The sequence below is a fragment of the Mycobacterium paraffinicum genome (genome assembly GCF_025822865.1).
Taxonomy (GTDB): Bacteria; Actinomycetota; Actinomycetes; order Mycobacteriales; family Mycobacteriaceae; genus Mycobacterium; species Mycobacterium paraffinicum.
In genome coordinates this window covers 17,510-42,390 of sequence record NZ_JACKUR010000039.1, presented here as the reverse complement: position 1 = coordinate 42,390, position 24,881 = coordinate 17,510, and the positions used below count along the sequence as shown (strand labels likewise).

General features: G+C 69.7%; 28 protein-coding genes. 8 read left to right on the top strand and 20 right to left on the bottom strand.

Features of this window, described 5'->3' with window-relative positions:
* Window positions 1-138 precede the first annotated feature (138 nt).
* Window positions 139-567 (bottom strand): cellulose-binding domain-containing protein, encoded by a 429-nt coding sequence (locus tag H7J89_RS23935; protein WP_264047340.1) that lies wholly within the window; start codon window positions 565-567, stop codon window positions 139-141.
* 178 nt (window positions 568-745) lie between these two features.
* On the opposite strand from H7J89_RS23935, the gene H7J89_RS23930 reads away from it, so the two are divergent.
* The 4 genes from H7J89_RS23930 (at window position 746) to H7J89_RS23915 (ending at window position 3,570) form a co-directional block, all read left to right on the top strand.
* On the top strand, window positions 746-1,378 hold the full coding sequence (locus H7J89_RS23930; protein ID WP_264047555.1) for a class I SAM-dependent methyltransferase: 633 nt from the start codon (window positions 746-748) through the stop codon (window positions 1,376-1,378).
* A 68-nt stretch (window positions 1,379-1,446) separates the two neighbouring features.
* Window positions 1,447-1,815 carry an STAS domain-containing protein gene (locus tag H7J89_RS23925; protein WP_264047338.1) on the top strand — a complete coding sequence of 123 codons (369 nt, stop codon included), beginning with the start codon at window positions 1,447-1,449 and terminating at the stop codon, window positions 1,813-1,815.
* A 5-nt stretch (window positions 1,816-1,820) separates the two neighbouring features.
* Window positions 1,821-3,026: a serine hydrolase domain-containing protein gene (locus tag H7J89_RS23920; protein WP_264047336.1), complete on the top strand. Its 1,206-nt coding sequence runs from the start codon at window positions 1,821-1,823 to the stop codon at window positions 3,024-3,026.
* 4 nt (window positions 3,027-3,030) lie between these two features.
* Window positions 3,031-3,570, top strand: a complete 540-nt coding sequence (locus H7J89_RS23915) for a GNAT family N-acetyltransferase (RefSeq protein ID WP_264047334.1) — start codon at window positions 3,031-3,033, stop codon at window positions 3,568-3,570.
* An 88-nt stretch (window positions 3,571-3,658) separates the two neighbouring features.
* On the opposite strand, the gene H7J89_RS23910 is transcribed toward H7J89_RS23915, so the two are convergent.
* A complete protein-coding gene (locus tag H7J89_RS23910; RefSeq protein WP_264047332.1) occupies window positions 3,659-4,924 on the bottom strand; it encodes an MFS transporter in 1,266 nt (421 codons plus the stop codon).
* A gap of 287 nt (window positions 4,925-5,211) precedes the next feature.
* On the opposite strand from H7J89_RS23910, the gene H7J89_RS23905 reads away from it, so the two are divergent.
* A complete protein-coding gene (locus tag H7J89_RS23905; RefSeq protein ID WP_264047329.1) occupies window positions 5,212-5,988 on the top strand; it encodes a COG4705 family protein in 777 nt (258 codons plus the stop codon).
* A gap of 4 nt (window positions 5,989-5,992) precedes the next feature.
* The gene (locus H7J89_RS23900) at window positions 5,993-6,121 is read left to right on the top strand and encodes a hypothetical protein (protein WP_264047327.1); all 129 of its coding nucleotides are present in this window, start codon (window positions 5,993-5,995) and stop codon (window positions 6,119-6,121) included.
* 2 nt (window positions 6,122-6,123) lie between these two features.
* On the opposite strand, the gene H7J89_RS23895 is transcribed toward H7J89_RS23900, so the two are convergent.
* The 6 genes from H7J89_RS23895 to H7J89_RS23870 all read right to left on the bottom strand — a co-directional run bounded on the left by H7J89_RS23895 (window position 6,124) and on the right by H7J89_RS23870 (window position 12,016).
* Complete coding sequence (locus H7J89_RS23895) at window positions 6,124-8,976, bottom strand: aminotransferase class I/II-fold pyridoxal phosphate-dependent enzyme (protein WP_264047325.1); 2,853 nt, start codon at window positions 8,974-8,976, stop codon at window positions 6,124-6,126.
* A 78-nt stretch (window positions 8,977-9,054) separates the two neighbouring features.
* Entirely contained in the window at window positions 9,055-9,453 is a 399-nt protein-coding gene (locus H7J89_RS23890; RefSeq protein WP_264047323.1) for an antitermination protein NusB, read from the bottom strand.
* Entirely contained in the window at window positions 9,450-9,947 is a 498-nt protein-coding gene (nusB, locus tag H7J89_RS23885; RefSeq protein WP_264047321.1) for a transcription antitermination factor NusB, read from the bottom strand. Before nusB ends, H7J89_RS23890 begins: the two co-directional genes overlap by 4 nt.
* On the bottom strand, window positions 9,944-10,507 hold the full coding sequence (gene efp / locus H7J89_RS23880) for an elongation factor P (RefSeq protein ID WP_066945215.1): 564 nt from the start codon (window positions 10,505-10,507) through the stop codon (window positions 9,944-9,946). Before efp ends, nusB begins: the two co-directional genes overlap by 4 nt.
* Before the next feature lie 120 nt (window positions 10,508-10,627).
* Window positions 10,628-10,849, bottom strand: a complete 222-nt coding sequence (locus H7J89_RS23875; RefSeq protein ID WP_264047317.1) for a hypothetical protein — start codon at window positions 10,847-10,849, stop codon at window positions 10,628-10,630.
* Between the two features lie 48 nt (window positions 10,850-10,897).
* Entirely contained in the window at window positions 10,898-12,016 is a 1,119-nt protein-coding gene (locus H7J89_RS23870) for a M24 family metallopeptidase (RefSeq protein ID WP_264047314.1), read from the bottom strand.
* A 33-nt stretch (window positions 12,017-12,049) separates the two neighbouring features.
* Here H7J89_RS23870 and H7J89_RS23865 point away from each other — a divergent pair, with 33 nt between their 5' ends.
* Window positions 12,050-12,781, top strand: a complete 732-nt coding sequence (locus tag H7J89_RS23865; RefSeq protein ID WP_264047313.1) for a B-4DMT family transporter — start codon at window positions 12,050-12,052, stop codon at window positions 12,779-12,781.
* Here H7J89_RS23865 and aroQ read toward each other — a convergent pair.
* The 10 genes from aroQ to H7J89_RS23815 form a co-directional block, all read right to left on the bottom strand.
* Window positions 12,778-13,218, bottom strand: a complete 441-nt coding sequence (gene aroQ, locus H7J89_RS23860) for a type II 3-dehydroquinate dehydratase (RefSeq protein WP_264047311.1) — start codon at window positions 13,216-13,218, stop codon at window positions 12,778-12,780. The genes H7J89_RS23865 and aroQ overlap by 4 nt on opposite strands.
* Window positions 13,218-14,300: a 3-dehydroquinate synthase gene (gene aroB, locus H7J89_RS23855; protein WP_264047309.1), complete on the bottom strand. Its 1,083-nt coding sequence runs from the start codon at window positions 14,298-14,300 to the stop codon at window positions 13,218-13,220. Before aroB ends, aroQ begins: the two co-directional genes overlap by 1 nt.
* A complete protein-coding gene (locus tag H7J89_RS23850) occupies window positions 14,297-14,833 on the bottom strand; it encodes a shikimate kinase (RefSeq protein WP_264047307.1) in 537 nt (178 codons plus the stop codon). Before H7J89_RS23850 ends, aroB begins: the two co-directional genes overlap by 4 nt.
* Complete coding sequence (gene aroC, locus H7J89_RS23845) at window positions 14,833-16,047, bottom strand: chorismate synthase (RefSeq protein ID WP_264047305.1); 1,215 nt, start codon at window positions 16,045-16,047, stop codon at window positions 14,833-14,835. Before aroC ends, H7J89_RS23850 begins: the two co-directional genes overlap by 1 nt.
* Before the next feature lie 57 nt (window positions 16,048-16,104).
* A complete protein-coding gene (locus H7J89_RS23840; RefSeq protein WP_264047303.1) occupies window positions 16,105-16,539 on the bottom strand; it encodes a prepilin peptidase in 435 nt (144 codons plus the stop codon).
* Between the two features lie 11 nt (window positions 16,540-16,550).
* On the bottom strand, window positions 16,551-17,369 hold the full coding sequence (locus H7J89_RS23835) for a shikimate dehydrogenase (RefSeq protein WP_264047301.1): 819 nt from the start codon (window positions 17,367-17,369) through the stop codon (window positions 16,551-16,553).
* Window positions 17,347-18,588, bottom strand: coding sequence for an endolytic transglycosylase MltG (gene mltG / locus H7J89_RS23830; RefSeq protein WP_264047299.1), 1,242 nt, complete (start codon window positions 18,586-18,588; stop codon window positions 17,347-17,349). The genes H7J89_RS23835 and mltG overlap by 23 nt, the downstream gene beginning before the upstream one ends.
* Entirely contained in the window at window positions 18,581-19,090 is a 510-nt protein-coding gene (gene ruvX / locus H7J89_RS23825) for a Holliday junction resolvase RuvX (protein ID WP_264047297.1), read from the bottom strand. The genes mltG and ruvX overlap by 8 nt, the downstream gene beginning before the upstream one ends.
* A complete protein-coding gene (gene alaS, locus H7J89_RS23820) occupies window positions 19,091-21,784 on the bottom strand; it encodes an alanine--tRNA ligase (protein ID WP_264047295.1) in 2,694 nt (897 codons plus the stop codon).
* 83 nt (window positions 21,785-21,867) lie between these two features.
* The gene (locus H7J89_RS23815) at window positions 21,868-22,257 is read right to left on the bottom strand and encodes a secondary thiamine-phosphate synthase enzyme YjbQ (RefSeq protein ID WP_264047554.1); all 390 of its coding nucleotides are present in this window, start codon (window positions 22,255-22,257) and stop codon (window positions 21,868-21,870) included.
* 169 nt (window positions 22,258-22,426) lie between these two features.
* Here H7J89_RS23815 and H7J89_RS23810 point away from each other — a divergent pair, with 169 nt between their 5' ends.
* On the top strand, window positions 22,427-23,050 hold the full coding sequence (locus H7J89_RS23810) for a hypothetical protein (protein ID WP_264047293.1): 624 nt from the start codon (window positions 22,427-22,429) through the stop codon (window positions 23,048-23,050).
* A gap of 73 nt (window positions 23,051-23,123) precedes the next feature.
* Here the strand turns inward: H7J89_RS23810 and H7J89_RS23805 are convergent, their stop codons facing one another.
* Together H7J89_RS23805 and H7J89_RS23800 are read right to left on the bottom strand one after the other, a co-directional pair.
* A complete protein-coding gene (locus H7J89_RS23805) occupies window positions 23,124-23,459 on the bottom strand; it encodes a hypothetical protein (RefSeq protein WP_264047291.1) in 336 nt (111 codons plus the stop codon).
* Window positions 23,459-24,820, bottom strand: coding sequence for a replication-associated recombination protein A (locus H7J89_RS23800; RefSeq protein ID WP_264047289.1), 1,362 nt, complete (start codon window positions 24,818-24,820; stop codon window positions 23,459-23,461). The genes H7J89_RS23805 and H7J89_RS23800 overlap by 1 nt, the downstream gene beginning before the upstream one ends.
* Window positions 24,821-24,881 lie beyond the last annotated feature (61 nt).

The window sequence follows — 24,881 nt, the reverse complement described above, 5'->3', positions numbered from 1 at the left end:
GCGAGGCACGGGTGGCGCCGACTCTGAAGGCACGCTGCGCCCCACCCGTCCCAGGTGTCCCGCCGGGCCCGGGCTTCTCCCGCTGCAGCGAAGGGGCTTCGACGCGCTCTATCGCGCGTCCTCAGTGCGCAGTCGCCGCTAGCTGCAGGGGTATTGCCCGTTGAGCAGACAATTCGACGGTGGGGAGAAGGAACCGCTCACCACGCCCCTCATGCCACCCGTGGCTGAACCACCCGGGGCGATGCTGCGATTCCAGTTCGCGGGGGTGAGAACGAAGTGGGTGCCCGATTGGGTGACGGTGCTGTTCCACGTGTGCAAGACGGATTGTCCCGCCGGCATGTCGAAGTCGAGCCGCCAATCGGTTAGCGGCGCCATGCTCAAGTTGGTCACGGTGAAGTTGGCGATGAAACCGGTCTGCCACGCATGTTCCACCGACAACGTCGCCGAGGCCGCTGCCGCATGAGCTACCGGGGTGCCGGCGAGTCCGAGGATGGCGACCATCAATGCCGACACGGATACGTGAAGCGCTGCGCGCCAGCGCTTCACGCGAGTGTTCAGTTCGGCCATGCCCCCAACACTAGAGCCAAGCAGGCGGTACCGGCCCTTGCATCGCGGGCACGCCGCTGTACCTTTGCGCAACCGAAACCGTGATGAAATTTGGCCGCGATACGTCGCGATGTGCGCCCGCCCGGCGACACCCCGCCACGCTACCCTGGCGAAGATGACGGGCTCGGGCTTCTCCAGATTGCAGCACATGGATTTCGACGCGCTCTACCGCGGCGAGAGTCCGGGCGAAGGCATCCCGCCGATGCCCACACCCCCGTGGGACACCAAGGCGCCCAAGGACAACGTCATCGCGTGGCACGCCGGCGGCTGGGTCCACGGTGAGGTCCTGGACATCGGCTGCGGGCTCGGCGACAACGCCATCTACCTCGCGCAGAACGGGTTCCGGGTCACCGGGCTGGACATCTCGCCCACCGCGCTGGTCACCGCCCAGCGCCGGGCCCATGACGCCGGGGTCGACGTGACGTTCGCGGTGGCTGACTCCACCAAGCTGGAGGGCTATACCGATGCGTTCGACACCGTTATCGACAGCGGGATGTTCCACTGCCTCGACGACGACGGCAAGCGCAACTACGCCGCCGCGGTGCACCGCGCGACCAGGCCGGGCGCCACGCTGCTGATCAGCTGCTTCTCCGACGCCAACGCCCCGGACGAGCGGTGGCCCCGACCCGCGGTCCCGGAGTCCACGGTGCGCGACGTCCTTGGCGGCGCGGGCTGGGACATCGCGTCGCTGGAGGCCGCCACGATGCGCCGCGAGGTCGAGGGCGCGCAGGTCGAAATGGCGTTCTGGTACGTCCGCGCCCAGCGGCGCTGACCGAACCCTCCCGGCGGAGAGTCGGCCCGGGTGATGGCCCGTTGCGGGGAAGACAGTACGTTCGGCTGGTGAGGAGCGAGGAGTTCTGGGTCAGCCGCCGCGATGCCGGTGACGCGGTGGTGCTGCAGGTCAGTGGCGTGGTGGACATCATCACCGCGCCCTCGCTCGCCACGCATATCGACATTGCCCTGGCCGACACGCCCGCGGTGCTGGTCATCGACCTCACCGAGGTCGATTTCTTGTCCTCTGCCGGCATCACCGTGCTGGTCGAGGTGCATCGCCTGACCGAGAACAGCCCGACGTCACTGCGGGTGGCCGCCGACGGCTCGGCCACCAGCCGGCCGCTGCGCATCGTGGGCCTCGACGAGTTCATCGACCTCTACCCGACCGTGGATGAAGCCTTGGCCGCGGCTCCCCCGGGCCCGACGCTAACCTGATTCGGGTGAATCTCGACGCCAATGCGGCCTCCATCCGCGAAGTGTGCGATGCGGGACTGCTCGCGGGTGCCCTGACGCTGGTGTGGCAGCGCGGAGAAGTGCTGCAGGTCAACGAAATCGGTCATCGCGATGTGGACGCGGGCCTGCCGATGCAGCGCGACACGCTGTTCCGGATCGCGTCGATGACCAAGCCGGTCACCGTCGCGGCGGTGATGAGCCTGGTCGACGAGGGCAAGCTGAGGCTGAAAGACCCGATCGTGCGCTGGGCGCCCGAGCTGGCCGACGTGCGGGTGCTCGACGACCCGCACGGCCCCCTGGACCGGACGCATCCGGCGCGGCGCGCCATCCTCATCGAGGATCTGCTCACCCACACCAGCGGCATGGCCTACGGATTCTCGGTGTCCGGGCCGATCGCCAAGGCCTACGTGCGGCTGCCGTTCAACCAGGGCCCGGACGCCTGGCTGGCCGAGCTGGCCAAGCTGCCGCTGGTGCATCAGCCGGGCGACCGACTTACCTACAGCCACTCCATCGACCTGCTGGGCGTCATCGCGGCACGCATCGAGGACAAGCCGTTCCACCAGGTTCTCGACGAACGGGTGCTGGGCCCGGTGGGCATGCCCGACACCGGGTTCTTCGTGTCCCCCGAGGCGCGCCGCCGCGCCGCGACCATGTACCGGCTCGACGGGCAGGGCCAACTGCACCACGACGCGATGGGGCCGCCGCACATCACGCCACCGTCCTTCCCCAACGCCGGTGGCGGCCTGTGGTCGACCGCCGACGACTACCTGCGGTTCGTGCGGATGCTGCTGGACGAAGGAACGATCGACGGCGTGCGGGTGCTGTCACCCGAATCCGCCCGCCTGATGCGCACCGACCGGCTCACCGACGAACAGAAGCGGCACAACTTCCTCGGGGCGCCGTACTGGGTGGGTCGCGGCTTCGGCCTGAACCTGTCGGTGGTGACCGACCCCGCCAAGAGCGCGCCGCTGTTCGGGCCGGGCGGCCTCGGGACGTTCAGCTGGCCGGGCGCCTACGGGACGTGGTGGCAGGCCGATCCGAGCGCCGACCTGGTCTTGATCTATCTGGTGCAGAACCTGCCCGACATGTCCGCGGACGTGGCGGCGGCGATAGCCGGTAACACCTCGCTGGCGAAGCTCCAATCGGCACAGCCGAAATTCGTCCGGCGCACCTATCAAGCGCTCGGCCTCTAGCGCCGTGGCCGATTACCCACCCGACCGCATCACCGGGCCCCGGCTGGTGCTGCGCCGGCCCGTGCTCGACGACGCCGGGGCACTGTTCCAGCGGGTGGCCCGCGACCGCGAAGTCACCAAGTACCTGATGTGGACGCCGCATCCCGACGTGGCGGCGACGCGGCGGGTGATCACCGAAAAGCTCAACGCCACGGCCGAGGAGCGGACCTGGGCGATCGAGTTGCGGCACAGCGGCGAGGTCGTCGGGCTGACCAGCTGCAGGCGCCCGGTGCCGCACTCCGTCGAAATCGGTTATTGCCTGGGTCGACGGTGGTGGGGCAAGGGTTTGATGGCCGAGGTGATCGACATGCTGTTGACCGCGCTCGACAGCGACCGGGCGGTGTATCGGGTGTGGGCCACCTGCAATGTGGAGAACGCGCGTTCGGCGCGGTTGCTGGAGCGGGCCGGTTTCGTGTTGGAGGGCCGACTGGCGCGCCACGCCGTCTACCCCAACTTGGGGCCCGAGCCGCAAGACAGCCTGCTCTACGCGAGGATTCTGCGCTGAGCCCAGTGTGCGTCCAGGGCGGGAGTCACCGGAGTGTCGCCGCCGTGAACGCACAGTGAAAGCCGTCAGCCGGCTTCGTCCAGCGCCATCACTTAGCGGCAGTCACCTCCCGATCCAGCGTAAATCGTAATGGCGCAGCACCTTTCGGGTTCTCCGGTCCCGACGGTCGCAGCCGGGTGGGCACCAGCGGGACGGCCGCCAACGGGAACAGCGCACAAAGCGCCCAGGCAGGCGGGTATTCGGCGGCGACGATCAGCGCGCCGAAGAGGGGCGGCCCGGCGGCCGCCATCAGCCGCTGAGTGGTGTTCTGCACGCCCAGGGCGCGCCCGCTCCAGAAGGGGCCGGCGAACTCGGTGATGGCGGTGGCCTCGAGCCCATTGTCGAGCATCGCGATCACCGCGATGGCGACCATGAGCAACACGTCGTAGCCCGACCCGGTGCCGTCGGTGAGGGCGAGCAGGAACAGCGCCAGCGCGGCGGCGACGGCGATGGCGCGGACCGGCCGCATCCGCGAGCCGAGGCGATCCGACCAACGCCCGACCGCGATTCGGCCCACCGCACCCAGCACCTGACACAGGGTGACCAGACCGCCGGCGGCCGCGACCGACCAGCCATGGCGATTCATCAGCCACACGAGCATGAACGTCACGGTCACCGTTTGCGGCATCATCAGCAGGGCGCCTATCGCGTGAATCCGCCACAGCACGAACGACCCGCGATATGGACTCGCCAGTTCCGTGTCGGTGGCCGCCCGGCGTGATTTCCGCGGCGGATCGACGATTCCCAGCGCGCTGGCCGCTGCCGCCACCGTGCACATGAGCGCGAGGAACATCAGCCCCGAACGGGGACCGCGCTCGGCCAGCTCCGGAATCACCAACGCGCCCAACGCGATACCCAACGGCTGTGCGGCCTGGCGGATGCCCATCGCCAGGCCCCGTTGGTGTGCCGGGAACCACGCGGACACCAGCCGCCCGCCGGCGGTGTTACAGCTGGCCGCGGCCATCCCACCGAGAAAGAGGAAAACACCGATGGCCACCATCGAATGGGCAGACGCCGCGGCGTAGGCGGCTGCCGCCGTGAGCGCAGAGCCCGCCGTCAGCACCAGCCGCTCGCCGACGCGGTCCAGCACCCAGCCCCAGAGCACCAGCGTCACCACCATCCCCCAGCTCGGCATGGACGACACCAGGCCGGCTTCGGTCAACGGGATGCCGCGGCGCGCCTGCAGTGACGGGATCAGGAACGCGACGCCGTTGATGAACAGGAACGACGTTGCCGTCACCCCCAAGGACACGATCAGGACCGACCAGCGCGCACCCGCGCCCAGTTGGCTCGCGCTGCCGGCGTCGGAGAGCATGCAAACCATCGTGGCACGACGTTCACCCGGCGCCTGGCGTCAAGAACGCTGTAACTTATTGAACGCTAAGGTAATTGACATAAAAAGCTCAGCGTCCATGCAGCCGCCCCCGTCGCCCGAACTGCGAACCGCATTGTGCACCAGGCCGTTTGGGTCCCGGGCGGCACGGCCATCCGAGACCGCGATTCACAGTGTGGACACAGCGGTTTCTTATCCGCGCACTCAGCGTCTTCTCAGCGCGACTACCCTAGGAATGCATCAACGACGACACCGGAAGATGACAGTGGATGAGTGACGTTTCGCGGCAGGCTCTGACCAAAGTGCCGGCGGTCACCCTGGGCTTCTGGATCGTCAAGATCTTGGCGACCACGTTGGGTGAGACGGGCGGCGACACCGTCACGATGACGCTGAACTGGGGCTACGCGGCCGGGGTCGCCCTTTTCGGCGTCGCGCTGGTGGTGCTGGTCGGCGCTCAGATCGTCGCCAAACGCTTCCACGCGAGCCTGTACTGGGCGACGATCGTGGCGTCGACGACGTTCGGCACGACGCTGGCCGATTTCGCCGACCGATCGCTCGGCATCGGCTACACCGGCGGGTCGCTCCTGCTCCTGGGTTGCCTCCTGGCCACCTTGGGCCTGTGGCGGTGGTCGGAGGGCACCGTGTCGGTCACCACCGTCTCGACGCCGAAAGTCGAGGCCTTCTACTGGGCAACCATCACGTTCTCGCAGACCCTGGGCACCGCGCTGGGCGACTGGCTCGCCGACACTCGCGGATTCGGTTACGAGCGTGGGGCGTTGGTGTTCGCCGCCGGCCTTGCCGTCGTCATCGCGCTCTACTATTGGACCGCCGTGTCGCGGGTCGCGTTGTTCTGGGTTGCGTTCATCCTGACCCGCCCATTGGGCGCGACGATCGGCGACTTCATCGACAAGCCGGTCGCCGACGGCGGCCTGAACCTGAGCCGCCCGCTGGCCTCGGCCGTGATCGCGGCGATCATCGTGGCGCTGATCGTCGTCCTGCCGCAGCGTCCGGGACACCACCCCGGCGCGGCCCACGAAGAGGCGTGATGGCATGAGAGTCCTTCCGGAGCCCGCGCCCGCCGGCGGCCCGGCCCGCGGCGAGGAGATCACCCGAGGGATCCGGGCGGGCGAGCTCGGCCGGGCGCAGCCAGCCCGCAACTCGGCGCCGTCGCGTCCCTAGCCTCAGGCGCCTTCGCTGACGGCGCGCGCGGCACGATCACCATTGCCGGCGCCGTTCATGCCCGAAGCATCCGACGGCAACTCGAACGAGGGATACGCCGTACCCACCGCCGCCAGCGCCGCGTTCCGCTGGGCCTCCATCCGCGCCAGCGCCGCCTCGGTGAACACCGACAGCCCCAGGTCGGGGTTGTAGCCGTGGATCTCTTTGACGTCGAGCTGGGCCAGGAAGTAGATGATCTCCTTGGACACCACCTGACCGGGGACCAACACCGGGAAGCCGGGCGGGTAGGGCACCACGAACGTGGTGGACACCAGCGTCTTGCCCTCCGCCAAACGCCGGCCCGCCATGCCGATCAGGACGTGCTCGCGATCGGACTCCTCGTATCCGGCGTAGAACGCCGACCGCATGTCGCCGAAGATGCACGCGTCCACCGGCCGGAAGGCGACGTCGAACTCGCTGAAGTCGGGCAGGTGCGGCAGGTCCTGCGTGATCTCCTCGACGTGACGCTCCTGCAACGCCCGGTCGGCGACGCTGGCGGCGCTCTCGGCGCGGTCGAAATCGATTGCCACCCTGCGCAATACATCGAGCAGATAATGCACGCTCGACCACGTCACACCGATGGTGAAGATCAACAGCACGCTGTTGATCGACGTTTTGTTGATCTGGATGCCGAATCGGTCCATCAGGATCTTTTCGCGGAAGTCGTACCCGTTCATCCCCGTCCTGCCGACGAACAAGGTCACCCGCGTCGCGTCCAGGACGAACTGATCGGACCGCCACGCCTCGTTCCACTCGGCCAGCGCCCCCTGCCGGACCTCGCGGTAGGAACTCACCGACGACGCCCGGAACTCCTCGGGCACCAGATCGGACTCGTCGAGTATGCGAAACCACTTGCTGATCAACCGGTCTCGGCGCACCCGGTGGCGGAATACCAGCGCCATGTCGTAGGTCTGCCGGACCAGCTGGAAGCCCTCGATGTCGACCTGCCGGCGCGCCAGGTCCAGCGAGGCCAGGAGTTGCTGGTTCGGCGAGGTGGAGGTGTGCGTCAGGAACGCCTCACCGAAGGCATCGCGGGCCAGCGCGTTGAAATCCTGGTCGCGGACGTGGATCATCGACGCTTGCCGCAGCGCCGACAGCGACTTGTGCGTCGAATGTGTCGCGTACACGCGGACCCGCGCGCGGGCGGGGTCGGGCAACAACGGGCGGTCGACCCACTCCGACCGGTCGACATCTTCCATTTTGGCCGCCCAATCCCGATACTGGGCAGCGTATTCCGGCGACGCGAGCATCTGCTCGACGCGCTCGGCCGACACCATCGCCGTCCGCTGCCGGGCCCAGGGCACGGCGGTGGCGAACGCGTACCACGCCTCGTCCCACAAGAAGCAGATGTCCGGCTTGATGGCCAGCACCTCCAGCATGACCTGCAGCGGGTTGTAGACCACGCCGTCGAAGGTGCAGTTGGTCAGCAGCAGCATGCGCACCCGGTCCAGCTGACCGGCGGCCTCGAGATCCAGCAGCGTCTGCTTGATCGTGCGCAGCGACACCGCCCCGTAGATCGCGAACTGCGGCAACGGATAAGCATCCAGGTACAGCGGGTACGCGCCGGCCAGCACCAGCCCGTAGTGATGCGACTTGTGGCAGTTGCGGTCGATCAACACGATGTCGCCCGGCCGGGTCAGGGACTGGACGACGATCTTGTTGGCGGTGGACGTCCCGTTGGTGACGAAGTACGTGTGGTCGGAATTCCACGTGTGCGCGGCCTTGTCCATCGCCTTCTTGATGTTGCCGTGCGGGTCGAGCAACGAGTCCAGGCCGCCGGACGTGGTCGAGGTCTCGGCCATGAAGATGTTGCGGCCGTAGAACTCGCCCATGTCCTGCAACGACTTCGAGTTGAAGATGCTGGCACCGCGCGCGACGGGCAGGGCGTGGAATTGGCCGACCGGTGCCGCCGCATACGCCCGCAACGCATCGAAAAATGGTGTGGCGTAACGGTTCCGAAGCCCGGCGAGGACGGTGCTGTGCAGGTCGGTGACATCGTTGAGCCGGTAGAACGTCCGGTCGTAGACGTCGGGCTCGGCGTCATCGCCCGCCGCGATGGACTCGTCGGTCAGCAGATACAGGTCGATGTGGGGCCGTAACTCCCGGATCCACTCGCCGCACTCCACCCAGTCGTTGGCGCGGTCGGGAATGACCCCGTCCGCATCCTCGTTGGGCCCGAGCAGGGTGTTCATCAGCGGCAGCCGGTCCCGGGAGCGCAGCGGCAGGTCGTCGCGGATGATGGCGGCCTGGATCTCCCCGTTCAGGGCGACCGCGGTGATGGCGTCCTCGACGCTGGGCACCACCAGGATCTCGAACTGCACGTCGTCGGACGGGTTGCGCAGGTCCCGCAGGCATTCGGCCAGGCAGTCCGGGGCCGTCGCGGGCGCGTCGTCGGCGAGCAAGACGGTGTAGAACTGCTGCTGTTTGGCCTGGGCCACCAGCTCCTGGTCGGCCAGCGGCGCCGAGGTGTCGAAAAGCCCAGCGCGGTCGCCGTATTCGCTCAGCAGCCGGACGGCCATGGAAACCTCTTCGGTGAGCCGCACCGTGGACAGGCTCTCGAGGTGCGCGCGGAAGGTCGCCAGGTTCGCCGCCCCCGGATACAGCCAGTACCGCTCGTAGGCGGCGATGCGGTCCATCAGGCGCTTCACCCGGGCCACGTCGTGGGTCTTGTCGAGCCCGGCCAGGTCGACCTCGGCGAGGTGGCGGCACGCGTCGTCGAGCAGGTTCCACGTGTCGACGCGGGCGTAGGACGGGTTGGCCACCGCCGCCAGCGCGGAGACGCGGAGTCGTCGCGGCTGGGTGGTGTATCGAGTCATGACCTCACCTGTTTTTCTGAGCGACTTGTATTCTCACCCCGCCGCGCGGCCCACGTGATCGTTTCGCATGAGCTCTCCTCAGCTGTTCAGCTCGTCGTCATCCTCGTCAGCGTCCACGATGCGCCGGTTGACGCGCGTGCCGTCCACCCAGCGCAGTACCGGAAGGTCCCAGCGGCGAGCCGGCAACTCGGTGACGTCGGACAGCGATCGCACCACGGCCTGGGTCAGGCCCATGATCGCGGCCATCACGGGCAGCAGTGGCTGCAGCGGCCGCGCGGCGCTGCGAACCGTGCTGATGCGGCGGGCCACGATCAGCCGCTCAACGCAGTGGTACAGCCAGGCGCCCACCGCGAGCGCGTAGATCGACAGCGCCGACGCGACGATGGTCCAGCCGAAGGCGGCGCAGACCACGGCACCCAGCACCACCGTCGCGGCTAGCAACCCCGCGATGACGGCGCGCAGCTCCAGCCGGGTCACGCCTGGCGTTCCTCGGTTTCCGGCGCGGCCGCCGCACTCGAACGCACCGCCGCGGCGGCCGCCCGGATCTGCGGCGTCACCAGCATGACCTGGCCCAGCACGCCGTTGACGAAGGCCGGCGAGTCGTCGGTGGACAGCTCCTTGGCCAGCTGCACGGCCTCGTCCACGGCGACCGGCTCCGGCACGTCGTCGGCGTAGAGCAGCTCCCACACCGCGACCCGCAGGATGGCGCGGTCGACGGCGGGCAGCCGGTCCAGCGTCCAGCCCTGCAGATGCGAGCTGATCAGGTCGTCGATGTGGGCGGCGTGTTCCCCGACCCCCCGGGCCGCCGCGACCGTGTACGGCTGCAACGGCGCCACCTCCGAGTTCGCCGCGGCCAGCGCGGCGCGCACGTCGACGACCTCGGCCGGGCCCAGCCCGCGGGCCTCGGCCTCGAACAACAGGTCGACGGCACGCTTGCGGGCCTGATGGCGCCCCCTGACGGGCCTGCTCACGCGTTGACGCGCCCCAAATAGCTGCCGTCGCGCGTGTCCACCTTCAGCTTGTCGCCGGTGTTGATGAACAGCGGCACCTGAATCTCCGCCCCGGTCTCCACGGTGGCGGGTTTGGTGCCGGCGCTGGACCGGTCGCCCTGCAGGCCCGGCTCGGTGTGGGTGACCTCCATCTCGACCGACACCGGCAGCTCGAGGTAGAGCGGTGCCCCGTTGTGGAACGCAACCTGCACCGGCAGGCCCTCGAGCAGGAACCGGGCGGCGTCGCCAACCAGCGACTCCGGCAGCGGGTGCTGCTCGTAGTCCTGGCTGTCCATGAACACGAAGTCCGAGCCGTCGCGGTACAGGTAGGTGGCGTCGCGCCGGTCGACGGTGGCCGTCTCCACCTTCACGCCGGCGTTGTACGTCTTGTCGACGACCTTGCCGGAAAGCACGTTCTTCAGCTTGGTGCGCACGAAGGCCGGGCCCTTGCCGGGTTTGACGTGCTGGAACTCGACGATCTGCCAGAGCTGGCCGTCGATCACCAGCACCAGTCCGTTCTTGAAGTCGGCGGTGCTTGCCACGGTTCGGTGTATCTCCTAGAGGATGGACAGTCGTTCGTGAACTGTCTGCAATTTGTCGGTCAGTCTAAAGCGCGACGCGGCCGACGCCCGCGCGTCGGGTGGCCGCGGGAAGCTCCCGCGTTAGGGGCCGGCCTCGGCCGGCTCGCTCGGCGAAGACCGCAGCCGCTTGATCATCGTCAAGAAGGGGACGTTGAGCTTTCTCCCGCCGGAAAACGGCACCGGGACGGGGAAATACACGATGTCGATCTCCAGCCGCAGCTCCCGCAGGGGCTGGGCGCTCAGCTCCCACCGAAAGTCCCGCAGGCGCGCCAGCCCACGCTCGATTGGCTCCACCCCATTCACGCCACCCGACTTTACCCCCGGCCGCCTGCCCCGGACCGCGCGGTTCGCCTAGGCCAGAACCGCCAACTCCTTGGGAAACCGGGTGAGCAACTCCGGCGCCTGCCCGCGGGTCGCCGCCGCCTCGCCGGGCACGACCAGGGTGTCCTCGATGCGCACGCCGCCGCGGCCCGGCAGGTAGACGCCCGGCTCGACGGTCACCACCGAACCGGCCAGCAACGTGCCGGTGGACGTGGCGCCGATCCCCGGCGCCTCGTGGATCTGCAACCCCACGCCGTGCCCCAGCCCGTGGCCGAACTGATCGCCGTAGCCGGCGTCGACGATCAGCTGGCGCGCCGCGCCGTCGACGTCGCGCAGGTTGGCGCCCGCCCGCAGCGCCTCCCGCCCGGCCCGCTGGGCGTCGGCGACCAGCTGATAGATCTCCAGCTGCCAGTCGGCGGCCTTGCCGAGCACGAAGGTGCGGGTCATGTCGGAGTGATAGCCGGCCACTAGCGCGCCGAAGTCGATCTTCACGAAGTCCCCGGCCGCCAGCGCGGCGTCGGTGGGGCGGTGATGCGGGATCGCCGAATTCGCCCCGGCGGCCACAATGGTCTCGAACGAGATCGCGTCGGCGCCGTGGTCGAGCATCAGCGCCTCGAGCTCCCGGCTCACCTCGCGCTCCGTTCGCCCGGGCCGCAGGCCGCCGCGCTCCACCAGGGCGGCCAGCGCGGCGTCGGCCGCCTCGCAGGCCAGCCGCAGCAGCGCCACCTCGCCGTCGTCCTTGACCTCACGCAGCGCCTCGACGGTCCCGGCGGCCCGCACCAGCTCGGTGGCCGCCTTGCGCTCGCCGAGCTCGCTGGTCAGGACGTCGAAGGCGTCGACGGTCACCACGTTGCTTTCGAAGCCCAGCTTCTCGACGCCGTCCTCGGCGGCCCGGCCGACCAGGTAGCGCCCGAGGGCGCGTTCGATGGCGATCTCGAGTCCGGGCGCCTGCTCGGCGGCCTGGGTGCGGTACCGGCCGTCGGTGGCCAGCACCGGGCCGCGATCGTCGGCGAAAACCAGCAACGCGCCGTTCGACCCGGTGAAACCGGATAGGTAGCGCACGTTGTTCAGGTCGCTGACCAGCAGCGCGTCCAGTCCGCCGGCTCGAATTTGCGCCTTGAGGTTCTCCCGGCGCTGAGAATGTGTCACGACCCTTGACGGTACTCGCTACGCTGATTGCCCATGAGGTCCTGGATGCTGCGCGGATTGGTCTACGCCGCGGCGATGGTAATCGTTCGCTTGTTCCAAGGCGCGTTGATAAACGCATGGCAGACGCAGGCCGGGCTCTTCAGCGTGGTGCTGCTGCTTTTGTTCATCATCGGCGTGGCCGTTTGGGGGGTATTCGACGGCCGGGCCGACGCCCACGCGAACCCGGACCCGGACCGGCGCCGCGATCTGGCGATGACCTGGCTGCTGGCCGGCCTGGTGGCCGGCGTGCTGTCCGGGGCCGTCTCCTGGCTCATCGCGCTGGTGTACAAGGGTCTCTACACCGGTGGCCTGATCAACGAGCTGACCACGTTCGCGGCGTTCACCGCGCTGTGCGTGTTCCTGCCCGGGATCATCGGCGTCACCATCGGCCGCTGGCGCGTCGACCGGCAGTACGAGAAGGAGCCGGAGAGGCGCCACGGCCTTGGCGACAAGGAACGGCGGGACAGCGACACTGACGTGTTCTCCGCGGTGCGCGGTGACGACGCGCCGACCGGGGAGATCCCGACGGCCGGAGCGCAGCACGAGGAGCGGACCGCGGCGGTCGCCACGGCCGAGCGTGAGGCGCCCACCGAAACGGTGGGCACCACTGAACGTGAGGCGCCCACCGAAACGATCGCCAAGACCGAGGCCGAGCCCAAAACCGAGGTGATCCGCAAGCCCGGCGACGAGCCCACCACGCCGGGCAACGCGCCCGGCAGGGGCTAATCCTTGGCGGCTTCGGCCAGGTAGCGCAGGGCGAGCAGGTAGCCCTGGATTCCCAGCCCGACGATCACCCCCGTCGCGACCGGGCTGAGGTACGAGTGCCGCCGAAAGTCTTCGCGGGCATGCACATTGGAGATGTGCACCTCGATTAGGGGCGCGCGCAACTCGGCGCACGCGTCGCGCAGCGCCACCGAGGTGTGGGTCAGCCCGCCGGCGTTGAGGATCACCGGTTCGCCCGCGTCGGCGGCCGAATGGATCCAGTCCAGCAGTTGGGCTTCGTTGTCGCTCTGGCGCACAACGGCTTTCAGGCCGAGCGCGGCGGCCTCCCGCTCGATGAGCTCGGCCAGTTGGTCGTGCGTGGTGTCCCCGTACACCTCGGGCTCGCGGCGGCCCAGCCGGCCGAGGTTCGGCCCGTTGATCACGGCGACAGTGGTGGTCATCAGGCGTCCTCTCCGTCGGACAGCCCCGCGTACGCCGCCGCCAGCAGCGACGGGTCGGGGCCGGCCAGCCGTCCCGGCTTGGCCAGCCCGTCGAGCACCACGAACCTCAGCACCCCGGCGCGCGACTTCTTATCCTGGGCCATGTATTCCAGCAGTTGCGGCAACGCGTCGGCGTCGTAGCCGACCGGCAGGCCGAGCGCCGACAGGACGGTGCGATGGCGCTGCGCGGTCGCGTCGTCGAGCCGGCCGGCCAGCCTGGCCAGCTCCGCGGCGAACACCAGGCCCACCGACACCGCGGCGCCGTGCCGCCATTCGTAGCGCTCCCTGCGCTCGATCGCATGCGCCAATGTGTGGCCATAGTTCAGGATTTCGCGCAGCTCCGACTCCTTCTCGTCGGCGGCGACGACCTCCGCCTTGACGGCGATCGAGCGCCGGATCAGCTCCGGAAGCACGTCACCTGCGGGGTCCACGGCGGCCCGCGGGTCGGCCTCGATGAGATCGAGGATCACCGGGTCGGCGATGAAGCCGGCCTTGACCACCTCGGCCATCCCGGCGACGAGTTCGTTGTGCGGCAACGTTTCCAGGGTCGCCAGGTCGACCAGCACCGCCAGCGGCTGATGGAACGCGCCCACCAGGTTCTTGCCCGCGTCGGTGTTGATGCCCGTCTTGCCGCCGACGGCCGCGTCGACCATGCCGAGCAATGTGGTGGGAATGTGGACGATGTCGACGCCGCGCAGCCAAGTGGCCGCCGCGAACCCGGCGACGTCGGTGGCGGCGCCGCCGCCGAGGCTGACCAACGCGTCTTTGCGGTCAATCCCGATGCGGCCCAAGACTTCCCAGAGGAAACCCACGACGGGCAGATCCTTACCGGCCTCGGCGTCCGGGATTTCGATGCGGTGCGCGTCAACGCCCTTGTCCGCCAGGCGGCTTCGGATCGCTTCGGCGGTTTGCGCGAGCGCCGGTTGGTGCACGATGGCCACCCGGTGCCGGTCGCAGAGCAGTTCGACCAGCTGGTCGCCCAGGTCGGTGCCGATGATCACCGGGTAGGGCGGGTCGACGGCCACCTGCACGGTGTGGGTCATGTCGCCGCCTCCGCGTGGGCGTTCTCGGGGGTCTGCAACCGGGACACGATGTAGCGCACGACCGCCCCGGGATTGCGGCGGTTGGTGTCGACGCGGATCGTCGACACGCGCCGGTACAGCGGCACCCGCTCGGCCATCAGCGCTTTGTACCTCTCGGCGCGGTCCGGGCCGGCGAGCAGCGGCCGCACGGCGCTGCCGCCGGTGCGCCGCACGCCCTCGTTGGCGCTGATCTCCAGGTAGATGACCGTGTGGCCGGCGAGCGCCGCGCAGACCCCCGGGCTGGTGACGGCCCCGCCGCCGAGCGACACCACGCCGTCATGATCGGCCAGCGCGGCGCGCACCGCACCCTCCTCGATGCGGCGGAACCCCTGCTCCCCGTCCTCGGCGAAGATGTCGGCGATGCTGCGCCCGGTCTGCTGCTCGATCGCCGCGTCGGTGTCGAGGAACCCGACCCCGAGCGCCTTGGCCAGGCGCCGCCCGATGGTGGACTTGCCCGAACCCGGCAACCCGACCAGTACCGCCCTGGGTGCCATCACGCGGTACCCCGGGCGGCCGGCGCTTCCCGGTCGGCGACCGCGCGCTGATACGCCTCGATGTTGCGGCGGGTTTCGGTGAGCGAATCGCCGCCGAACTTCTCCAGCGCCGCCCGGGCCAGCACCAACGCCACCATGGCCTCGACCACGACGCCGGCGGCCGGCACCGCGCACACGTCCGAGCGCTGGTGGATGGCGACGGCCTCGTCACCGGTCGCCAGGTCGACGGTGGCCAGCGCCCGCGGCACGGTGGAGATGGGTTTCATCGCGGCGCGCACCCGCAGCGGCTGCCCGTTGGTCATGCCGCCCTCGAGCCCGCCCGCGCGGTTGGTCGAGCGAACCACGCCGTCGGGTCCGGGATACATCTCGTCGTGGGCGCGGCTACCGCGGCGGCGGGCCGTTTCGAACCCGTCGCCGATCTCCACGCCCTTGATCGCCTGGATGCCCATCACCGCGGCGGCGAGCTGGCTGTCGAGCCGGTTGTCGCCGCTGGTGAACGAGCCCAGCCCGACCGGCAGGCCCAGGGCCACCACCTCGACCACGCCGCCGAGGGTGTCGCCGTCCTTCTTGGCCGCCTCGATCTCGGCGATCATGGACTCCTCAGCGTCCTTGTCGAAGGCGCGCACCGGGCTGTCGTCGATCGCGGGCAGGTCTTCCGGGCGCGGCGGCGGGCCGTCGTAGGGAGCCGACGGACCGATCGCGATCACGTGCGAAAGCACCTCGACGCCCAGGGCCTGGCGCAGGAAGGACCGCGCGACGGTGCCCACCGCGACGCGCGCGGCGGTCTCCCGGGCGCTGGCCCGCTCCAGCACCGGCCGGGCGTCGTCGAAGCCGTACTTGAGCATGCCCGCGTAGTCGGCATGGCCGGGCCGCGGCCGGGTGAGCGGTTCGTTGCGCGCGGAGTTTTCCAGGTCGGCGGCTCGCGCCGGGTCGACCGGGTCGGCGGCCATCACGGTCTCCCACTTGGGCCACTCGGTGTTGCCGATCTCGATGGCGATGGGGCCGCCCAGCGTGATGCCGTGGCGCACCCCGGAGAGCACGGTCACCGCGTCGCGCTCGAACTTCATCCGCGCGCCGCGGCCGTAACCGAGCCGGCGGCGGGCCAACTGGTCGCCGATATCGGTCGAGTTGACCTCGACGCCGGCGACCATGCCCTCGAGCATGGCCACCAGCGCGCGGCCATGGGACTCCCCGGCGGTGATCCAACGCAACACCCGATCATCTTCCCATGTGCGCCCGGGTGGGCTTAAATCCGCGCGTGGCCGTCGGGCTCACACCAGCACCAGGCCGATCGCGGCGACGGTGGCCGCGCACATCGAGGGGCCGTGCGGCACCGACGCGGCGCCCGCGCCGCCGAGAAGCCGGCCGAGCAGGCCCCACGACACGGTCAGCAGCGGCGCCGTCAGCGCCGCCAGGAACCACACCCCGACGCCGAAACCGCCGGCCAGCGCCCCCAGGCCGATCGCGAGCTTGACGTCTCCCGCCCCCATCCCCGCCGGGGCCACCGCATGCACCAGCAGATAGACCGCGGTCAGCCCCGTCGCGCCCGCGAGGGCGGGCCAGCCGCGCCCGGCCAGGGCGGCCGCCAGCAGGATCATCCCGGCGCCGGGCAGCGTCAGCAGGTTGGGCAACCGGCGCTCGCGGATGTCGTAGCCGCTCAACACCGCAAGCCAGACCAGCACCGCGACCGCCGCCGTCACCCGCATGCCGCGGGACGCTAGCCCAAGGCGGCGGCCATGGCCTCTCGCGGCGCCGGCAAGCCTGTGAATAGCTCGACCTGGGTGAAGGCCTGATGCAGCAGCATCTGCAGGCCGCTGATCACGCGGCCGCCGGCGGCGGCCACCGCGGCGGCCAGCGGCGTGGGCCAGGGGTCGTACACGGCGTCGAGCAGCACCGGGATCGGGGCGAACGTGTCCGCATACCGCGCCCCGACGTCGGCGGGGATCGTGCTGACCAGCACCTCCGCGCCGGCCACCGCGGCGGCCAGCCCGCCGCTGTCCAAACCCACGAATCGCGTCGGCACCCCGATGCCCGTGCCGAGCTCCACCAGCCGGGCGGCCTTGTCCGGATTGCGCGCCACGACGGTGATGGCGGTGACGCCCAGCTGGGCCAGCCCCAGCACGGCCGCCGGCGCGGTCCCACCCGACCCGCACACCAGCGCCGGTCCGGCCGCTGACCCCAGCGCGCCGCTCACGCCGTCGATGTCGGTGTTGTCCGCCCGCCAGCCAGCCGCCGTGCGGACCAGGGTGTTGGCCGACCCCACCCGCTCGGCGCGTTCGGTGCGCTCGTCGGCGAACCGCAAGGCGGCGAATTTGCCCGGCATGGTCACCGACACCCCGACCCACTCGGGCCCGAACCCGCCCACCAGCGCGGGCAGCTGCTCGGCGTCGCACTCGATGCGCTCATAGGTCCAGTCGTGCAGCCCCAGCGCCCGGTAGGCGGCCAGGTGCAGTTGCGGGGACTTCGAGTGGGCGATCGGCTTGCCGAGCACCGCCGCTTTTCGGGCTGCGCCGTCAGCGCGCGCTGTCGAGGACACCGTTGCGCTTAGCCAGCTCGATGTTGGCCAGATGCTGCTGATAATCCTTGGTGAACAGCGTGGTGCCCTGGGCATCGATGGTGACGAAGTACAACCAGTCACCGGGCTCGGGATGCTCGGCCGCGTGCAGGGCGTCCACCCCGGGCGAACAGATCGCGGTCGCCGGCAACCCCTGCGACACGTAGGTGTTCCACGGCGTCTTCTGGGCGCGGTCGGCGTCGGTGGTGGCCACTTCCCGGCGGTCCAGCGGGTAGTTGACCGTCGAGTCGAATTCCAGCGTGTGGTGAGCGTGCAGGCGGTTGTAGATGACCTGCGCGACCTTCGCGAAGTCCTGCGACTTGGATTCCTGCTCCACCAGCGACGCCACCACGAGGATGTCGTAGGGCGACAGGCTCATGGCCTGGGCGGTGTCCACCAACCCCGACTTCATGTACTCCACGGCGCCGACGCTGATCAGGCCCGACAGGATCGTCTCGGCCGAGGTCGAGGGGTCGACGTTGAAGGTGCCCGGCGCGATCAGCCCCTCGATCCGGCGATGGTCCTTGCCGAGCTCGGTGAACGGCTCGAGCGCCCACGGCGGCACCGCCAGCGCCGCGGGCGTGCTGTTGGTCGCCGCCGCCCGCAGTTCCTCCACCGCGACGCAGTGCTGGTTGCCGTCCAGCGTCACGCAGGTGGCACGGGAGATCAGCGTCAGGATGCCCGGGGTCACCTTGTTGGTCTTCATGTCGGTGGTGTCGTCGAGTTGGCGGCCTTCCGGGATGACCAGCCGGCCCACCCGGCTGTTCGGGTCGGCCAGCCGTTCGACGGCGTTGGCCGCCGGGATCTCGGTGCGCATCCGGTAGAAGCCGGGCTGGATCGAAGAGATCTTGGTGTTGCCATGCGCGGCGTTGACGAACGCCCGGACGGTCTTGGTCACCTGCTCGTGCTGCAGGGTCTCCCCGACCATGGTGGTCGAGTCACCGTCCTTGATCTGAATCACGATGTCGCGCTTGCCGTTTCCGGTGTAGTCGTCGCCGGACCCGAAGACCGTGTGCCACAGCTTGGCGCCGACGAAAACTCCCACCAGCACGACGACGGCGACGACCGCGAGCACGATCTTGCCGGCGAACCGCCGCCGGCGATGCCCCCGCTCGGCCCGGTTCCGGGCAACGCGGCTCCCTTTGCGCGACGGACCGACCGCTTCTGGGTCGGCCCGTTCGCGCCGTGCGCTGTCAACCATCGGTGGGCTCCCCCGCCGTCAGGGTGGCTCGGCGTTGGTCGAGCCAGCTCTGCAGGATGGCCACCGCGGCCGCCTGGTCGATCACCGCCCGCTGCTCCCTGGCGCGGACACCGGCCGCGCGCAGCGATCGCTGCGCGCTGACGGTGGTCAGGCGCTCGTCGGCCAGCCGCACCGGCGTAGGGGCGATGCGCTGGGCCAGTTGGCTGGCCAGCTCCATCGCGTCGACCGCCGACGGGCCGGTGCGGTCGGCCAGTGTCCGCGGCAACCCGACGACCACCTCGACCGCCCCGAGCTCGGCGGCCAGCTCGGCCAGCCGCCGCAGGTGTTTGCCGGAGCGGTCGCGGCGCACGGTTTCCTTGGGCGTGGCCAGGATGCCGTCGGGGTCGCTGCAGGCGACGCCGATGCGCACGCTGCCGACGTCGATACCGAGCCGCGGTCCCCGGCCGGGATCCTGCTCAGGGTCGCCGGGCCGGTCGGGCAAGCGATGCTCTGTGACAACCACTCAGCCGACCCGCGCTATCTCAGAGCGGACGGCCTCGAGCGCGGCGTCGATGCGGGTCGGGTCCTTTCCGGAACCCTGCGCCAGGTCCGGCTTGCCCCCGCCGCGGCCGTCGACGGTCGCGGCCAGCCGCTTGATCAGGTCGTTGGCGCGGATCCCGAGGTCTTGGGCGGCCGGATTCGCGGCGATCGCGTACGGCACGGTCCCGCCCTCCCCTTCCGCGATCAGCGCCACCACGGCGGGGTCGCTGCCCAGCTTGCCGCGGATGTCGCCCACCAGGGAACGCAGGTCGCCTGCCGTCATCCCCGCCGACATCCGTTGCGCCACCACACGGACGTTACCGATACGCTCCGCGCCGGCCGCGGCGTTGGTCGCGGCGGCGCGCGCCCCGGCCAGCCGCGCGCGTTCGAGCTCCTTCTCGGCGGCCTTGAGCCGCTCCACCAGGCCGGCCACCCGCTTCGGCACCTCGTCGGACGGCACCTTCAGCGACGACGCCAGCCCCGCCATCAGGGCGCGCTCCTTGGCCAGGTGGCGGAACGAGTCCAACCCGACGTAGGCCTCCACCCGGCGGACCCCGGACCCGACCGAGGATTCGCCCAGGATGGTCACCGGCCCGATCTGCGCCGAGTTGTGCACATGGGTTCCACCGCAGAGTTCCAGCGAGAACGGGCCGCCGATCTCCACCACCCGCACCTGCTCCGGATAGCTCTCGCCGAACAGCGCGACCGCCCCCATGGCCTTGGCCTTCTCGAGTTGCTCGGTGAAGGTGTGCACCTCGAAGTCCGCCTGGACGGCCTCGTTGGTGACCTCTTCGATCTGGGTGCGCTGCCCGTCGGACAGCGAACCCTGCCAGTTGAAGTCGAACCGCAGGTAGCCCGGGCGGTTCAGCGACCCGGCCTGAACAGCGTTGGGGCCGAGCACCTGTCGCAGCGCGGCGTGCACCATGTGGGTGCCCGAGTGGCCCTGGGTGGCACCCCGGCGCCATTCCGGGTCGACCGCCGCCACCACGGTGTCGCCCTCCACGAATTCCCCGGACTCGACGTTGACCCGGTGCACCCACAGGGTTTTGGCGATCTTCTGCACGTCGGTGACGGCCGCGCGGGCGCACTCTGAGGCGCCCGTCCCGCTGATGGTGCCCTCGTCGGCGATCTGGCCCCCGGATTCGGCGTAGAGCGGAGTGCGGTCCAGCACGAGTTCGACCTGGTGCGCGCCGTCGGTCCCGTGAGTCACCACCGGCACCCGCTTCCCGTCGACGAAGATGCCCAGAATTCTTGCCTCGGAAGCCAGTTCGTCGAAGCCGGTGAATTCGGTGGGGCCGGCGTCGACCAGCTCGCGGTAGGCGCTCAGGTCGGCGTGCGCGTGCTTGCGGGCGGCGGCGTCCGCCTTCGCCCGGCGGCGCTGTTCGGCCATCAGTTCGCGGAAGCCGATCTCGTCGACCTGCAGGCCGGCCTCGGAGGCCATCTCCAAGGTCAGGTCGATCGGGAAGCCATAGGTGTCGTGCAGCGTAAAGGCGTCCGAACCGGAAATCGCTTTGGCTCCAGCGGCTTTGGTGGTGCCGGCCACCTCGTCGAACAGCTTGGAGCCGGCCACCAGCGTGCGGTTGAACGCGGTCTCCTCGGCGACGGCGATCCGCCTGATTCGGTCGAAGTCGGCGACCAGTTCGGGATACGACGGCCCCATCGCGTCGCGCACGGTGGCCATCAGCTCGCCGACGATGGGGCCTTCGATGTCGAGCAGCTTGGCCGAACGGATCACCCGGCGCAGCAGGCGGCGCAGCACGTACCCGCGCCCGTCGTTGCCGGGAGTGACGCCGTCGCCGATCAGGATTGCCGCGGTGCGGCTGTGGTCGGCGATGACCCGGTAGCGCACGTCGTCGGAGTGGTTGCCGGCGTCGTACCCGCGCGGCGCACGCGCGGCCACGGCATCGATGACGGGCCTCAGCAGGTCGGTCTCGTAGACGTTGTGCACGCCCTGCAGGATGAACGCGACGCGCTCGACGCCCATGCCGGTGTCAATGTTCTTGCGCGGCAGGGGCCCCAGGATTTCGAAGTCGGTTTTGCCGGTGCCCTCGCCGCGTTCGTTCTGCATGAACACGAGGTTCCAGATCTCGATGTAGCGGTCTTCGTTGGCCACCGGGCCGCCGCCGACGCCGAACTCCTCGCCGCGGTCGTAGTAGATCTCCGACGACGGGCCGCACGGACCGGGGATGCCCATGGACCAGTAGTTGTCTTCCATGCCGCGGCGCTGGATCCGCTCGGCCGGCAGTCCGGCGACCTCCTGCCACAGCTGCACGGCCTCGTCGTCGTCGAAATATACCGTCGTCCATATTCTTTCGGGGTCCAGGCCGTAGCCGCCCTCGGACACGCCGTTGGTCAAAAGGGTCCACGCCAGCTCGATGGCGCGACGCTTGAAGTAGTCACCGAACGAGAAGTTGCCGGCCATCTGGAAGAAGGTGTTGTGCCGGGTGGTGATGCCCACCTCGTCGATGTCGGGCGTGCGGATGCACTTCTGAATGCTGGTGGCCGTCAAGTACGGCGGTGTGCGCGCGCCCAGGAAGTACGGCACAAACTGGACCATGCCCGCGTTGACGAACAGCAGGTTGGGGTCGTCGAGGATCACCGATGCGCTGGGCACCTCGGTGTGACCCGCCTTCACGAAGTGATCAAGAAACCTCTTCCTGATCTCGTGTGTCTGCACTTCTGGTCCGCTTCTTCCTGTTCGCTTTTTCTGCGTGGACGTCTATTCCAGCGTATTCGCCGGAATAGCTGGCTACCGGGCCGCTAACCCTCCAGAAAGCTCAACCGCACCGAGCGGCGCGGGTTGTCCTTGTTCAGGTCGACCAACACGATGCTTTGCCAGGTGCCCAGCATCGGCTCGCCGGCGGAGACCGGCACCGTCACCGACGGCGCCACCAGCGCCGGCATCACGTGATCGGCGCCGTGGCCCGGCGAGCCGTGCGAGTGCCGGTACCGGTCGTCGCGCGGCAACAGCCGTTCCAGCGTGTCGAGGAGGTCGTCGTCGGAGCCGGCGCCGGTCTCGATGATGGCGACGCCCGCCGTCGCGTGCGGGACGAACACATTGCACAAGCCGTCGCCCCGCGACCAGCAGAAGCCCCGCACCGCCTCGGTCAGATCGACGATGCGGCGCCGTGTGGTGTCCACGTCGAGCACATCGGTATGCATCCGAACCAGCCTACGGCGCACCTGTTGCGACCAGCCAATCGTTTGTGAGCGCGACCACATCAAGGCATTGCGGCGCGCACCGGGCAGGAGGAAGGTAACTGATGGGCCGGTCGCCCACCGGGCCCTTCGGTACAAGCCCCAACAGAGGAGGTCGGCCGTGTACGCACGCTCCACCACCATCCAGGCGCAACCCTTATCGGTAGACATCGGTATCGCGCACATTCGCGACATCGTCATGCCGGCCCTCATGGAGATCGACGGGTGTGTCGGACTGTCCCTGTTGGTCGACCGGCAGTCCGGAACCTGCATCGCCACCAGCTCGTGGGACAGCATCGACGCAATGCGCGCCAGCGCCGGACGGGTCGCGCCGATTCGCGATCAGGCCGCGCTGATGTTCGACGGCAGCGCGCAGGTCGAGGAGTGGGACATCGCTTTGCTACACCGCGACCACCCGTCCCGTCCGGGGGCCTGCGTGCGGGCCACCTGGCTCAAGGTGGTGCCTGATCAGCTCAGCCGATCCCTGGACTTCTACCGGTCCTCGGTGCTGCCGGAGATGGAGGATCTCGACGGGTTCTGCAGCGCCAGCCTGCTGGTCGACCATCCCGCGTGCCGGCGGGCGGTGTCCTGCTCGACGTTCGACTCGATGGACGCCATGGCCCGCAACCGCGACCGGGCCACCGAATTGCGCAGCAGGCGCGTCCGGGAGCTGGGCGCCGAGGTCGTTGACGTGGCCGAGTTTGAGCTGGCGATCGCTCACCTGCGGGTGCCCGAGCTGGTCTAGCGCGGACTTTGTCGCCCAGCTGGGGGCACCGCCCGCTTGCGGGGGACACGCCAACGTGGCGCAGGGCGGGCGGCTAGGGCAGCGCGTCGCCCGGGAATCCGCGGCAGGGGTGCACCTCGAAGGTGAAGACGCCGCTCGCCACACCCGGGTCGTCGGCCATGATCGCGGCGGCGTCGTCGACCGTGGCCGCGAACACCGCGATCCCGCAGACCTCGGAGCCGTCGGTGACCGGCAACACGATGGCCATGACGCCGTCGTCGCGCAGCCCGAAATTGCGGCGCCCGTGCTCCCAGACGATTCCCGGGGTGGTGTCCTCGCCGAAGCGCGGCCCCCGCTTGAGGATGACGACGCTGTAGGGCTTGGTGGTGGCCAGCAGCCGGCCCATCTCCTCGTCAGTGAAGGTTTTCATCACCGTCCCCGCTTCCTGCGGATGATCGCCCGCAACCGTTCCAGCCGCCCGGCCATCTCCCGCTCGCCGCCGCGGCCGGTCGGCCGGTAGTAGTCCACGCCCACCAGCTCGTCCGGCGGATACTGCTGGGCGACGACGCCGTCGGGATCGTCGTGCGAGTACCGGTAGCCCTGCGCGTGTCCCAGCGCCGCCGCGCCGGAGTAGTGCCCGTCGCGCAGATGGGTTGGCACCAGGCCCGCCTTGCCCGCCTTGATGTCGTCCATCGCGGCGGCCAGAGCGGTGGTGACGGAGTTCGACTTGGGCGCGGTGGCCAGGTGGATGGTGGCGTGCGCCAGCGTCAGCTGCGCCTCGGGCATGCCGATCAGCGCCACGGTCTGGGCGGCGGCCACCGCGATCTGCAGCGCGCTCGGGTCGGCCATGCCGATGTCCTCGCTGGCCAGGATCATCAGCCGGCGCGCGAGGAACCGTGGGTCCTCCCCCGCGACGAGCATGCGGGCCAGGTAGTGCAGCGCCGCGTCGACGTCCGAGCCGCGCACCGACTTGATGAAGGCGCTGATGACGTCGTAGTGCTGGTCGCCGTCGCGGTCGTAGCGCACCGCGGCCTTGTCCAGCGACTGCTCGACGGTCTCGACGGTGACGGACTCGCCGGCCCCCTGAGCCGATTCGGCCGCGACCTCCAGCGCGGTCAGGGCGCGTCGGGCGTCGCCGGCGGCCAGCTGCACCAGCAGGTCGACGGCATCGGGCGCCACGGCGACCTTCCCGCCCAGCCCGCGCGGGTCGTCGATCGCGCGCTGGACGACGGCGCGGATGTCGCCGGCGCCGAGCGGGCGCAACTGCAGGATCAGCGACCGGGACAGCAGGGGCGCCACCACGGAGAACGACGGGTTCTCGGTGGTCGCCGCGACCAGCAGCACCACCCGGTTCTCCACGGCGGACAGCAGGGCGTCCTGCTGGGTCTTGGAGAAGCGGTGCACCTCGTCGATGAACAGCACCGTCTGCTCGCCGTTGAGGAGCGCGTGCCGCGCCTTCTCGATGACCGACCGGACGTCCTTGACCCCGGCCGACAGCGCCGACAGCGCCTCGAAGCGGCGACCGGTCGCCTGGGAGATCAGCGCGGCCAGGGTGGTCTTGCCGCTGCCGGGCGGGCCGTAGAGGATGGCCGACGCCACGCCCGATCCCTCGACCAGACGGCGCAGCGGCGACCCGGGCGCCAGCAGGTGCTCCTGGCCGACCACCTCGTCCAGCGAGGCCGGCCGCATGCGCACCGCCAGCGGTGCACCGGCCGACACGCCCAGGGCGTGATCGCTTGTCGGCGGCGCGCCGGGCAGGTCAAAAAGACCGTCGGACACGGCTTCAGGCATACCACGAAAACGAATCCGGGCGCCGAGCACTCATCTTTGCTAAGTTCCCGTGTGCGCGTGC